This is a genomic window from Thalassospira sp. ER-Se-21-Dark, from assembly GCF_017922435.1.
Taxonomy (GTDB): Bacteria; Pseudomonadota; Alphaproteobacteria; order Rhodospirillales; family Thalassospiraceae; genus Thalassospira.
This window is the reverse complement of sequence record NZ_VDEZ01000001.1, coordinates 1394538-1407437: the sequence shown is the minus strand read 5'-3', so window position 1 is coordinate 1407437 and position 12900 is coordinate 1394538. Positions and strand designations below refer to the sequence as shown.

The 12900-nt window shown below is 55.8% G+C and carries 10 protein-coding genes and 1 riboswitch; of the genes, 1 reads left to right on the top strand and 9 read right to left on the bottom strand.

The genetic code is table 11. The annotated features are described in order from the left end of the window. Positions 1-36: 36 nt before the first annotated feature. Entirely contained in the window at positions 37-1065 is a 1029-nt protein-coding gene (locus FHI25_RS06485) for a substrate-binding domain-containing protein (RefSeq protein WP_246878918.1), read from the top strand. A 46-nt stretch (positions 1066-1111) separates the two neighbouring features. On the opposite strand, the gene FHI25_RS06480 is transcribed toward FHI25_RS06485, so the two are convergent. The 9 genes from FHI25_RS06480 to cobU all read right to left on the bottom strand — a co-directional run bounded on the left by FHI25_RS06480 (position 1112) and on the right by cobU (position 12380). Then, entirely contained in the window at positions 1112-1924 is an 813-nt protein-coding gene (locus FHI25_RS06480) for a class I SAM-dependent methyltransferase (protein WP_210516117.1), read from the bottom strand. Next, positions 1921-2595, bottom strand: a complete 675-nt coding sequence (locus FHI25_RS06475) for a glutathione S-transferase family protein (RefSeq protein WP_040822555.1) — start codon at positions 2593-2595, stop codon at positions 1921-1923. The genes FHI25_RS06480 and FHI25_RS06475 overlap by 4 nt, the downstream gene beginning before the upstream one ends. 219 nt (positions 2596-2814) lie before the next feature. After that, the gene (locus tag FHI25_RS06470; protein WP_210516115.1) at positions 2815-4335 is read right to left on the bottom strand and encodes a cobyric acid synthase; all 1521 of its coding nucleotides are present in this window, start codon (positions 4333-4335) and stop codon (positions 2815-2817) included. A 51-nt stretch (positions 4336-4386) separates the two neighbouring features. Further along, complete coding sequence (cobO, locus tag FHI25_RS06465; RefSeq protein WP_008888919.1) at positions 4387-5013, bottom strand: cob(I)yrinic acid a,c-diamide adenosyltransferase; 627 nt, start codon at positions 5011-5013, stop codon at positions 4387-4389. Positions 5014-5066: 53 nt separating this feature from the next. After that, positions 5067-5897, bottom strand: a complete 831-nt coding sequence (locus tag FHI25_RS06460) for an endo alpha-1,4 polygalactosaminidase (protein WP_210516112.1) — start codon at positions 5895-5897, stop codon at positions 5067-5069. 117 nt (positions 5898-6014) lie between these two features. Further along, on the bottom strand, positions 6015-6716 hold the full coding sequence (locus FHI25_RS06455; protein ID WP_210516110.1) for a hypothetical protein: 702 nt from the start codon (positions 6714-6716) through the stop codon (positions 6015-6017). A gap of 184 nt (positions 6717-6900) precedes the next feature. Beyond that, positions 6901-10665 carry a cobaltochelatase subunit CobN gene (gene cobN, locus FHI25_RS06450; RefSeq protein ID WP_210516108.1) on the bottom strand — a complete coding sequence of 1255 codons (3765 nt, stop codon included), beginning with the start codon at positions 10663-10665 and terminating at the stop codon, positions 6901-6903. 100 nt (positions 10666-10765) lie between these two features. Continuing rightward, positions 10766-11806, bottom strand: coding sequence for a cobalamin biosynthesis protein CobW (cobW, locus tag FHI25_RS06445; protein WP_210516106.1), 1041 nt, complete (start codon positions 11804-11806; stop codon positions 10766-10768). A 34-nt stretch (positions 11807-11840) separates the two neighbouring features. Continuing rightward, positions 11841-12380 (bottom strand): bifunctional adenosylcobinamide kinase/adenosylcobinamide-phosphate guanylyltransferase, encoded by a 540-nt coding sequence (gene cobU / locus FHI25_RS06440; protein WP_210516104.1) that lies wholly within the window; start codon positions 12378-12380, stop codon positions 11841-11843. A gap of 57 nt (positions 12381-12437) precedes the next feature. Next, positions 12438-12629: riboswitch (cobalamin riboswitch) on the bottom strand. Positions 12630-12900 lie beyond the last annotated feature (271 nt).

Genomic DNA, 12900 nt, shown 5'->3' with positions numbered 1-12900 from the left:
TGCCGGACCATCACCGGATACGTTTTGGGGGACGAAATGCGTCGCACGTTTGCCTTGGCTACCCTTGCCGCATCGATGGCACTTCTGACATCACATGCCGCAATGGCCCGCGATCAGATCAGGATTGTCGGTTCTTCGACAATCTTTCCGCTGACCACCAAGGTCGCCGAACATTTCGCCAAAACCACCGGCGCACCGGCCCCGGTGGTTGAAAGCACCGGTTCAGGCGGCGGCTTCAAGCTGTTTTGTGGCGGCATTGGCGCAGAGTTCCCCGATATCGTTGACGCATCGCGCCCGATCACTGGGTCGGAAACCGCAATTTGCGCGGCAAATTCTGTGCGCGACATCAGCGAAATCAAGATCGGCTATGATGGCATTGTCATGCTGGGTTCCCGCGAAGCACCGGGTATGGAACTTACCGCCCGCCAGCTTTATCTCGCCCTGGCGCGGACCGTTCCGGTCAATGGCGCAAGTGTGCCAAACCCGCATGAAAAATGGTCTGATATCGATCCCAGCCTGCCGGACCTTAAAATCCGCGTTTATGGCCCGCCGCCGACTTCGGGTACGCGCGACCTGATGGGGCAGCTTTTGCTTGATCAGGGTTGTGCAACGTTTTCTGACATCGCAAGCCTTGAGGCAACCGATCCTGACAGCTTCCGACTGCTGTGCCGGACCCTTCGCGAAGACGGGGCCTATATCGAGGCGGGCGAGAATGACCGGCTGGTGATCAGCAAGCTTGAAAAAGATCCGACCTCATACGGCGTGATGGGCTTTAACAATCTGGAGCGCAACCGCGAACGCCTTCAGGGTGTCCCGATCAACGGGATCGAGCCGGATTATGAAACCATCCTTGATGGCAGCTATCCGGCATCGCGTGCGCTTTACCTATACGTCAAGGATGACCATCAACAGCTGGTTCAGAGCCTGGGTGACTTTATCTCGACCTATGTCTCGGAAGCGGTGATTGGTGAAGAAGGCCTTCTGGCGGATAACGGCCTTGTGCCGCTGACCAATGAGGAACGTGCTGAAACCATGACCAGTGCCGCGAAATTCGCCGGCAACTGAGCAGCTAACGGATAAACACCAGTAGACGCAATTGAGCGGCCGGGCATCAGTCCGGCCGTTTTGCCATCCAGACCTGATTGCTGGCATATTTCGGGGGATCGCCCTGGAAATCCGAAAATTCGGATATCGAAACGAAACCGGATAGCTCCAACATCAGCCGCATTTCACTGCGATGAACCCAGCGCAGGTGATGCCAGCAATCCTCGCGCGTAATCACATCGCCCTGATCGTTAATTTCTTCAAACCGCCAATGTTCGCTGAACTTTTGGGTCAGGGGATCATTGGTGCGTTCCATCGCCGTGATGCGAAGCCGACTGCCCGGTTGCCCGACGCCCTCTGGCATCGGAAAGATCGGCAGTTCGACGTGCTCCGGGTCACCTTCTGGCAGGCAATAGCGCAAATCCGGGTCCATCAGATCAAGGGCGATCGCCCCACCGGGTTTCAGATGGGATAAGGCCCGTTCAAGGGCGCGACGCTGACCCTTGGCATCGGTGACTTCCTGAAGTCCGCGAAACGGGATGATCACCAGATCAAACTGCCGCCCCAGATCAAAGTCGCACATATTGCCAAGATGCCATGTCAGATCGGGATAATTGGCGCGCGCCTGACCCAGCATGGCGGGTGACAGATCAAGGCCTTCGACCACGACACCAAGCCTGGCAATCGCGGCACTGATCCGGCCCGTGCCGCAGCCCAGTTCAAGCACGCCATTTTCATGCGCAAGGCTGGTCGCCAGACGCGTATAAAAGGGAATGGGGTCTTCAAAAATCTTACGATCAAGATCAGCGCGAAGATCGTAACTGGCGGTATTTAACCCGCCTTCAGGATAGAATTCATCAGATATGGATGAATCCTTCATTCAAAATCCAGTTCCGCATAATGACTTGATGGCGGGAAACTTGCCTGCCGATCTGCCAGAATATCGCGCATTGCAGGGCGGCTTTTGATCCGCATGTACCAGTCCTTGGCGCGTGGATGTTTTGACCAGTTGATATCGCCCATATAGTCGATCACGGATACCTGTGCGGCAGCCGCAAGATCGGCCATGGTCAGATGATCACCGGCAAGCCAGTTCCGACGTTCAAACAACCAGCCGATATAATCCATGTGGTAGGCGCCATTGGTGCGCCCGGCACGCAGGACCTTGGTATCGGGGGTGCCGGTCGAGAAGAAGCGTTTCAGGAGCTTCTCACCCAACAGATGGTCAGTGACCTCGCGATTGAATTTGCCATCAAACCACGCGACAAGGCGGCGGATTTCAGCACGTTCCTTGGGGTCGGATCCAAACAGTTTCGGCTCGTCCTGGTACACCTCGTCGAGATACTCGCAGATGACGCTGGAATCACACAGCACCGTCCCGTCTTCTTCCTTAAGCACAGGCACTTCACCGGCCGGATTAAGCAGCAGGAAATCGTCACGCCGTTCCCATACCGGTTCAGCGGTGAGTTCGAAATCGAGCTTTTTCTCGGCCAGGACCAGACGGACCTTGCGCGAAAAAGGTGAAAGCCAAAAATGATATAACTGACGCATGAGCGTGAAGATACCCGACCAAGATGAACGTTTCGCAAAGACCCGGCATGGGGGCGCAAACATTCCATAAACCGCAACGAAGCCGGTTCGTTTCCAACCCGGAACTGCAAAATATCTCAAACCATGCAACGCGCGCGAAGTAAAGACCTTCAAGTGCGCGAAAGTGCAATTTTGCTATACGTAACGCTCATGCCTGACAGAAAGCTTAAATGCGCCCTGTCACGCCCGGCTTTTTGCCAGTTCCAGCATGCCATCGAGATCAAGGCAGGCTTCAAGATGATCGGCCAATTCATCAAGGGCCGCATCAATACTGGCCTCAAAATGCGTCATTTTGTGTGCCTCGTCCGATCGCAATACAGCCAGAAAGGCATGACGGAAATCATCACTGCCAAACAGCCCGTGCAGGTAGCACCCCAGAACCCGCCCATCACCACTGATCGCGCCATCCACCACACCATCCAGATCAAGCCAGCTTCGCGCCCGATCCGGGCCATCGGTCCGGCCCATATGGATTTCATAGCCATCGACGGATGTTCCGGCGGCAAGAACAATATGCTCGCCAACCGTCAGTCCGGCTGTTTTGCGCAGCGTCTTGTCGCCCGCCATGACGGTTTCAACATCAAGCAAACCAAGGCCAGCCTCGCTTCCCGGCGCGCCTTCGACCCCGTCCGGGTCATGGACCATACGACCCAGCATCTGATACCCGCCGCAAATGCCGATCACATGGCCACCTCGCCTGTGATGGGCGAGAATATCGATATCCCAGCCTTGCTCCCTGAGGAACCGAAGGTCGGCCATAGTCGATTTTGACCCCGGCAGCAGCACAAGGTCACAATCGCCCGGGATCACTTGCCCTGGCTTGATCACCAGCAATTCAACATCATCCTCGGCCGCGAGCGGATCAAGATCATCAAAATTGGCAATACGCGGTAAATGCGGCACCGCGATGCGCAGGACTGCGTCCCCCTCATTCCCGGCCTTGCGGTGATATTTCCCGACCTTTTCCAGCGCCACACCGTCTTCGGCAGGCAGCTTGTAGGCACTCGGCCAGTACGTTGCGATACCGTAACTTTTAAGCCCGCAGCGCTCATGAATGATGCCGGTGGCTGGTTCAAACAGCGACACATCGCCACGAAATTTGTTGATCACATAGCCCTTGAGCCAGCGGCGGTCATCCTCGGACAGTAGCGCATATGTGCCAACGATGGAGGCAATCACCCCGCCACGATCAATATCGCCGACCAGAATGACCGGAACGCCTATGGCCTCGGCAAAGCCCATATTGGCAATATCGGACGCCCGCAGATTGACCTCGGCAGGTGAGCCGGCACCTTCGATCAGGACAAGGTCGGCATCACTTGCCATGATCTCGAAGCTTTCGACCACCTTGGGCAACAGATCGCGTTTTAGGCGATAATAATCACGTGCCTTGGCGCTGGTCAGGACTTTGCCCTGCACCACAACCTGCGCCCCAATGTCGCTTTGCGGTTTCAGCAAAACCGGGTTCATATGAACTGATGTGGCAACACCCGCCGCACGCGCCTGAAGCGCCTGCGCGCGGCCGATTTCGCCGCCATCATCGGTAACGGCGGCATTGTTTGACATGTTTTGCGGTTTGAACGGACGCACCCGCAGGCCACGTCTGGCATAGGCACGGCACAATCCGGCCACCAGCAAGGATTTCCCGACATCGGAACCGGTACCTTGCAACATCAGAGCGGGGACGGATTGCGCACTCATTCCGGTTTCAAAACTTTCTTGTAAGTGATCCGCTAAATGATCAAGGCCGGATCAGAACTCGACACCAATCTGTGCCTTGATGCCCTGTTCACGGAACGGGTGTTTGACCATGGTCATTTCCGTGACCAGATCGGCCGCCTCGATCAAGGTATCCGGGGCATTGCGCCCGGTAAGCACGATATGCTGATCAGGCAGTTTGTTGGCGAGTGCTTCAAGCACGTCCTCAAGCGGCAGGAAATCATAGCGCAGAACGATATTGATCTCATCGAGGATCACCATCGAATAGCTTGGATCGCGCAACATTTCCAATGCCTTGTTCCAGGCTTCACGGGCCAGGGCGACATCCTGTGCCCGGTTCTGGGTTTCCCACGTAAAGCCTGCCCCCATGGCGTGGAATTCACAGAGATCGGGGAATTTTTTAAGAAGCTTTGCCTCGCCAGTTTCCCAGCCACCCTTGATGAACTGGACAACGCCGACTTTCATATCATGGCCGACACAGCGCATCGCCATGCCAAAGGCCGAGGAAGACTTGCCCTTGCCTTTGCCGGTATGAACAATGATCAGGCCCTTTTTGTCGATCTTCTGGGCCATCATCTTGTCGCGCGCGGCCTTGATTTTCTTCATTTTTTCATCATGGCGCGCATTGATATCGACGTCTGGCTGGCTTTTGTCGGTCATTGTTTCTTCCCTTTGAGATGTCGGCCCAGAATGCGGCGAAAGTCCTACCGGGATCAAGGGCAGTTTTGCGGCGTTTGATCAAGATCCAGATTGGCGATCACGCCTTGAAATCCGTGGGCAAGCGCCGCCGGACAAAAAGCCGTCAGATCGGCACCTTCGTCAAGATACTCGACGGCAAAAACAGGCTTTCCTTGGGATACATAGGGATCAAAATCCTCCATGAAGCCAAGCCGATGGGCCGATTCCAGCAAGGCAAAATCCATCTGATCGACAAGATCCGGCACAAGATCGGCAACATTTTTCTGCCCGATGGCAAGACCGCGCGTATGGGCCTCAGTGATCAGCCAATTCACATAGCGCAACTGGTCGGCGCGCGTGATGTCAAAACCGGTTGGCTTGCTGCTTTGATCGCCTTCAAAGGCATCAATGTTATCAGGCTCAATCGCCAGAAATCCCTTGTCACGGCAAAGATCAAGACGGGCCGTGATCACATTGGCAAAAAGCTCAAACCGGCGGATATCAAGCCAGTTTTCGCCATCCCACCCCCAATAGGGCGCACCGATCACATCTTCCGGAAACGCCTTCGCGTCATCCCGCCAATCTTCAACCGCACCAACATTGATATAGCAAATCGGATACTGGCCGGCCGCGCGCCAAGTGGCGACCTGATCGGCGGACACATCAAAAAGATCGACGCCTACAATGCGGATGGCGTCATCGACATCAAGTATGCCTTGAAGCTGCCAGTGAAACCGGCCGTTTGGGACGGGTGTCCATTCTTTTGCGGTATCCGCCTGTGCGGTTTGCCCATGCGACAGCAGGCAGAGGAGGATGCCTGCCCACAGACAAAAGGATTTTGAAACCGAGTTCTTCTCGCGATGCATCTTGCTTCCGTGACGTTGGGTGCCGAGTTTGCCCGCGCACGCAAGCCAAGACAATCCCGCAAACAAAAAGCGCGATCCCAATGACCGCGCTTTTATCCGATCCAAGTTGGCCCAGCTTTACCAATTGGCACTTTGGCCTGTTGTCAGGCCAAGGTCACTGGTCACCAGATCCGCCCATTTATCGGGTTCGCGCATGTCTATATTGCGCAGTTCCGGGCGGCGCATCCGGGCCTTGTTAAACAATTGCAGGCGATCCCCGGGCGACATGCGGCGCAGGCGGTCCAAGGCCTTGCGCACGGCCTCGTTACGCGCGCCGGCCGGGCTTTGGAAGCTTTTCTCGACCACCTCAAGGCGTTTTTCCAGCCAATCACGGCTGATCGCGACCTGTTCAATCAGGGTTTTGAATTCACGCACCACCGGGAAGTGATCCAGACGAAGATGGGCAACCGCAATTGCCGTCCGCCAAACCTGACGTTCGACCCCTTGCAGGTAGCGCCAGTAAATCTTCACCTTGGCATTGATTTCAAACTTGGTTTGGTCCGGACCCGGAAGGTGATGGGCAAGCTCTGTCATGCCGACATGGAATTCATCAAACGTTACCGGCCGATGCACGCCGTTGAAACGTTCACGGACATCCAGAACTGCGCGAATGGCACCGCGTGCCGGGCGATAGCGCCCGTTGCCGTGCAAATCTGCACGCAACCAGTCTGGCATGTCGAAATCAGAAAGCAGGGAGTTGACGATATCTGCATGCCTGTCATGGGCAGGCATTGGAGTTTGCAGATAATCTGGCAAACGAACGTTGGTCTTGATATCCATCGCGGCCTCCGATCTGTTCAATCAACCTGCTTCCCATGCAGGCGATCCGATAGGGGTGCCCCGTCCCTCACAACTTATTAACAGTTGGTTAATTGAGATATGGTGCGAAAACGTAACGTTTCAACTGCCCGGTTTGTTCCGACGGTAAAATTCCCGTGATTCCAATAACAAGCAACAGTTGACATTACACTCCCAGATCGACGGAAACACTGTTGCGACGCGGCTGCCACAGCCCACGTTCAATCGCCTCATTCAGGCGGTCCTTGATGTCCTGCAACGCGTCGGGATTATGATCGGCGATAAAATCGCGCACCTCGGCATCACCGAGATAGGCGTCATAAACCAGATCAAAGTGATGATCGGCAACGCAGCGCGCGGTGGCGGCGAAGGCAAACAGATAATCAACTGTTGCCGCCATTTCGAACGCGCCCTTGTAGCCATGGCGCATCACGCCCTTGATCCATTTGGGGTTCACGACACGCGCCCGAACGACACGGGCGATTTCCTCTTCGAGGGTGCGGATTTTCGGGCTTTCCGGGCGGGAATGATCGCTGTGATAAACTGTCGGCTGTTTGCCCGACAGACTGCGCACAGCAGACGTCATTCCGCCTTCGAACTGATAATAGTCATCGGAATCCAGCAAATCATGTTCGCGGTTGTCCTGATTGTGGACAATCGCATCGACCTTGGCGAGGCGCGTTTCAAACAGATCGCGTGCCGCCGTGCCCTCGGCGCCATTGCCATAAGCATAACTGCCCCAGGCAAGGTAGGCGTCAGCAAGATCGTCTTCATCTTCCCAGAGTTTTTCGTCAATCATCGCCTGCAAACCGGCCCCATAGGCACCGGGTTTGGAGCCAAACACCCGGAAGCCAGCCTGTCGGGCCGCCTGATCCGCGTCCATTCCCGTAGCGCGGAGTTTTTCGGTTTCGGCCCTTATCCGCACGGCAATCGGATTGAGATCATCTGGTTCATCGGTTTGCCCGGCCACCGCGCGTACCGCACTGTCGAACAAATCAATCAGACCGGGAAAGGCATCGCGAAAGAAACCCGAAATGCGGAGGGTGACATCCACACGCGGTCGGCCCAGCACCGATGCAGGCATGATTTCAACGCCGGTCACCCGGCGTGATGCACTATCCCAGGTCGGGCGCACCCCCATCAGGGCCAATGCCTGCGCGATATCATCACCGCCGGTGCGCATGTTACTGGTTCCCCAGACAGACAAACCAAGCGCACTTGGCCATTCTCCGTGATCCTGCACATGGCGTTCCAGCAGCAACTCGGCCGATTTCCATCCCAACTGCCAGGCCGCCGGGGTCGGCACGGTACGGGTATCAACCGAATAGAAATTACGCCCGGTCGGCAACACATCCGGGCGGCCACGGGTCGGGGCACCGGACGGGCCAGGTTCGACGAACTTCCCGGCAAGGCCACGCAAAAGACCCTCGATCTCGGCCGGGCCGCAACCAACAACTGCTGGGCGAATAGTCGTTTCGATATCAGAAATAACGTCACAGACGGCCGACCACGCGGGTTCGGCCTTCACTGCGCCCCTGACCAGATCACGTGCCAAAAGCTCGATCCGTTCCACGGTATCGCCGGTGGTGCGCCATGGTCCGATATCTTCGCCGTCATAATGCGCGAGAATTTCAGGCTTGGATCCCGGCCAGAATTCGGCAAAGGCACAATCAAGCGGATCAAACGCCGGATCATCAAGGATATCCTTGGCAATCGCGCGATGCAGGGATGCCTTGGGCCCACTGTCCGACCCGCGCGGCAAGCGTGCCAGTGCAACCAGAAGATCGGTCAGAAGGTCACCCTCAGGCGCCTTGCCATAGATATGCAGCCCATCGCGGATCTGAAGTTCTTTCAGTTCGCACAAATAGTTATCAAGCTTGGCCAGCGCACTTTCCTCATCTTCACCCACCTCGATGCCGCAATCACGGTCAAGGCCGATGCGGATCGCCAGTTCAAGGATGTCGCGCTTCAAGATCACAAGACGACGAGGATCAACCGCGGCCGCGTCATAATATTCATCGACCAGCGCTTCGAGATCCTTGAGCGGACCGTAGCTTTCCGCCCGCGTTAATGGCGGAGTCAGGTGATCGAGGATCACTGCCTGTGCCCGGCGCTTGGCCTGCGTGCCTTCGCCCGGATCGTTGACAATGAAGGGATAGAAATGCGGGGTTGGGCCAAAAACGGCCTCCGGGAAGCAATCCTCGGACAGGGCCAGTGACTTGCCCGGCAGCCATTCCATATTGCCATGCTTGCCAAAATGAATGATGGCATCGACGCCAAACACATCGCGCAGCCAGATATAAAAGGCGAAATAGTTGTGCGGCGGCACCAGATCGGGCGAGTGATAGCTTTCAAGCGGATCAATGTTATAGCCACGCGCGGGCTGCAACCCGACCACCACATTGCCAAGCGGCAGGATCGACAGGGCAAAGGCATCCTGACCCGCCAAATAGAACGGATCGTTCTTCGAATCACCCCAGGCCTCAAACACCTGATCGCGGATGGCTTTCGGCAGGGCATCAAACGCCTTTTGATAATCCGCACGCTGTAAAGTCACGCGGATATCGCGGGTGGTAAGAGATTTGAAATCGTTGGTCGGTCCGGCCTTGATCGCAGCAATCAGGGCGTCGCCATCTTTTGGCAGATCATTCACCCTGTATCCTTCGCCCTGCATCGCACGAAGTGTTTCGACCATACCTGCCGGGGTATCAAGCCCGACGCCGTTGCCAAGGCGCGCATCCTTGTTGGGATAGTTCGCCATGACCATCGCCACCTTGCGCGCGCTGGTATTTGATTTGCGCAAGCGTACCCAGTTGGCGGCAAGTTCGGCGGTAAAGGCAACACGATCACGGACCGGGATATATTTCACCAGATCAATCTGGGTCAGGTCATCCTTGCCAGCCGAGCCCTTGAACGACACAGCACGTGAGAGGATACGGCCATCGACTTCGGGCAGGGCGACATTCATCGCAATATCGCGCGCGGCCAGACCATTCACACCTTCGCGCCAGGCTTCTTCGCCACCACCCGACAGCACCACCTGAAAGACCGGGGCATCCACCGCGTCAAACGGACCATTTTTTCGTTCTGATCCCGGAACAGATATCGCAAAACCGGTGGTATTCAGGATCAAATCCGCACTGGTTTCCGCCAGCCAGTCCTCAACCAATGCCGCAGCCAACGGATCCTTGAGACTGGCAACAAAAATCGGCAATGGATTCAGACCATTGGCACAAAGCTCCTCAACCAACGCGTCAATAACGTCGAGGTTGGCGGCCTGCACCAGTGAACGATAAAAGATAATCGGTGTAACCGGTTGATTTTTAACCCAATAAGTACAGATTTCATCAAGGCTTGCCTGTGATTTTCCGGGCCAATAACCGCCGGCCTTGACCAGCGGAGCGGCGGGCGACCACTTCCAATTCACGTTTGAATTTAGGTTTTCGTATATAAGGCGAAGTAAATTCTCGGAATTTTGCGGTCCGCCTTCGATCAGATAGCGCCAGATGTTTTGATATTCGCGCCCCTTGACGGTCGAAAGCGACAAAAGCTCCGCATCGGGTTGATCATCGCCAGGCAACAAGACCAATGGAATATCTTTGGCACGCGCAAGCGCCACCAACTGTTCGATGCCATAATCCCAATAACCGCGCCCCCCCAGAATGCGCACGATGATGAATTTGGCGTCGGAAAGTACATCGTCGATATAGAGATCGACTGACATGTTGTGGCCAAGCTGCAGCAAACTTGCCAGACGCAGTGACGGGGTTTCGTCGCCAAATGCATCGACCAGCCGCGCTTGCGCCCCGGCAAGGCAGGCCAGCTCAGATTCGGCCGCAGACAGGATCACCACATCGCCGGGTTGCTGTCCAAGGTCGACGGCCTCGCTGCCATCCGTGACCATTCCGGGCTGGGCTGCCAATAGATGCATTTGGAGATCCGTATTCTTGCGTCGTTACGTCGAAAAGGCGACCAGGACCGGATGTAAAAATCCATCCAGTCTCAGCCAAGTTTCATCAGGTCGAATGGATTCAGGCGGCCTTGATAGCGGCTTCGATCGCTGCACGGTCCAGACCATGCAGACCAATCACGACCAGTTCGGAACGCCGGGTTTCGCCATCCGCCCACGGACGGTCGAAATAGCGCTGAAAACGTTCACCAACCCCCTGCACGACATGGCGCATCGGTTTGCCGGGCACATCCAGGAAACCCTTGATGCGCAGCACGTCAAACTGACGCACGACATCAATCAGGCGCTTTTCAAGGTTGGCCGGATCACTGATCGCGTCAAGCGATACGACAAAGCTATCGAAATCATCATGGTCATGTTCGTGGCCATCGTCATGATGGCTTGGGCGACTATCAAGGTCATCCTCGGCGGCAGCCCCCAGACCAAGCAGGATGGCGTTTTCAACCCGTGAATGTTCGGTCGCGATAATCTTGACTGACGGCTTTTTCAGCTCTGCACGGATATCGGCTTCGACCTTGCTGCGTTCGGCATCGGTCAAAAGGTCCGTCTTGTTGAGAACCACCATATCCGCACAGTGAAGTTGTTCTTCGAACAGTTCTTCAAGCGGGCTTTCATGATCAAGATTTTCGTCTGCTTCGCGTTGCGCCTGCACTGCATGATGATCATGGGCAAACAGCCCATCACGCAGGGCAGCGCCATCAAGAACCGCCACAACACCATCAACGGTCACACGCGACCGTATTTCGGGCCAGTTAAACGCCTTTACCAACGGCTTTGGCAGGGCAAGACCAGATGTTTCGATAACGATATGATCTGGTGGGGTGTCACGATCAATCAGGCCCTGGATGGTTGGCAGGAAGTCATCAGCCACGGTGCAGCAGATGCAGCCATTTGCCAGTTCAACAACATCATCCTCTTCGCAGCCTTCGATGCCACAGCCATTGATGATACCGCGATCCACACCCAGATCGCCGAATTCATTGATGATCAGCGCGATGCGTTTGCCATTGGCATTTTCCAGCATGTTGCGGATCATGGTTGTCTTGCCAGCGCCCAGAAAACCGGTAATGACGGTTGCCGGGATTTTGCCCAATTGTGCCATTTCTGAAATCCTTAAAATTCAATAATTTATGTTGCTATTTGACCGACATCGGAATGCCGGCCACCACAAGGGTGACCTTGTCTGCAATCTCGGCAATGCGTTGATGCAGGCGTCCGGCATGATCGCGAAAGGCCCGCGCCATCGCATTTTCCGGCACGATGCCAAAGCCAACCTCGTTTGAGACAAACAGCATCGACACATGAAGGGTCGGCACCAGATCGCAAAGAGCTGCGATCTCGGCATCAATGTCGCGGTCTTCAAGCATCAGGTTGGTCAGCCACAATGTCAGACAATCAACAAGAACCGGCTTGCCGCCTGTGACATTACAGGTCTGCAGCGCCGAACAAAGTTCGACCGGTTCCTCGAGTGTCTGCCAAAGATCGCCGCGTGATTGTTTGTGAAGATCTATGCGGTTGGCCATTTCGTCATCCCAGGCACGCCCGGTTGCGATATATGTGCCACCGCCCGCCTGATTGATGATGTTTTCGGCAAACCGGCTTTTGCCGGATCGCGCCCCGCCAAGGATCAGATGCGTCCCGCCAGAGGGGCCGTCAGGGGGTAAAGTCTGCGTCATCCCGTTTCTTCCTCGCCATGGCCTCCCACCGAGGCCCGATTGCGTCGTCACCACCTAAAGAATAGTGACACCTTCGGCAGGTTTCCTGGCTGCGGGCATGAAAGCGATCCGCCTTCCCGGTTTCCCGGTGGCTGGTCTGGCGCGTTGGCACCGACCCGGATCTCCCAACCCGATACAGTTGCGGGGGCAGCATCGGCCTTGCACCGATTTCCCATCACCGAACGATGCGCCGAACCTAGCAGGTTTGCCAAAAATGCCAAAGGTCATTCTCGGCACTTAACCCTTCGTTACCACCCCACCCTAATCGGAAGGTCAGTATTTGTAAGAATTGTCTGCTTGAGAGGTCATACCATTTCAGCCAACATCAAACCGTTGCGCTGGAACTAGAGACGGAACAATCCGCAATCTGGCGAAAACCCGGGAAGTAGACTCATCACCCGGCTGGCTGCAGGAAATACTGCACCGAAACTCTTGGGGTAATCTGGATTTTTCAAGACCAATGGCAATACGTTCTCACCTA

Bases quoted from the DNA above. Each gene is read 5' to 3' on its own strand.
- FHI25_RS06485 (WP_246878918.1), top strand. From the start codon at position 37: ATGCGTCGCACGTTTGCCTTGGCTACCCTTGCCGCATCGATGGCACTT.
- FHI25_RS06480 (WP_210516117.1), bottom strand. From the start codon at position 1,924: ATGAAGGATTCATCCATATCTGATGAATTCTATCCTGAAGGCGGGTTA.
- FHI25_RS06475 (WP_040822555.1), bottom strand. From the start codon at position 2,595: ATGCGTCAGTTATATCATTTTTGGCTTTCACCTTTTTCGCGCAAGGTC.
- FHI25_RS06470 (WP_210516115.1), bottom strand. From the start codon at position 4,335: ATGAGTGCGCAATCCGTCCCCGCTCTGATGTTGCAAGGTACCGGTTCC.
- cobO (WP_008888919.1), bottom strand. From the start codon at position 5,013: ATGACCGACAAAAGCCAGCCAGACGTCGATATCAATGCGCGCCATGAT.
- FHI25_RS06460 (WP_210516112.1), bottom strand. From the start codon at position 5,897: ATGCATCGCGAGAAGAACTCGGTTTCAAAATCCTTTTGTCTGTGGGCA.
- FHI25_RS06455 (WP_210516110.1), bottom strand. From the start codon at position 6,716: ATGGATATCAAGACCAACGTTCGTTTGCCAGATTATCTGCAAACTCCA.
- cobN (WP_210516108.1), bottom strand. From the start codon at position 10,665: ATGCATCTATTGGCAGCCCAGCCCGGAATGGTCACGGATGGCAGCGAG.
- cobW (WP_210516106.1), bottom strand. From the start codon at position 11,806: ATGGCACAATTGGGCAAAATCCCGGCAACCGTCATTACCGGTTTTCTG.
- cobU (WP_210516104.1), bottom strand. From the start codon at position 12,380: ATGACGCAGACTTTACCCCCTGACGGCCCCTCTGGCGGGACGCATCTG.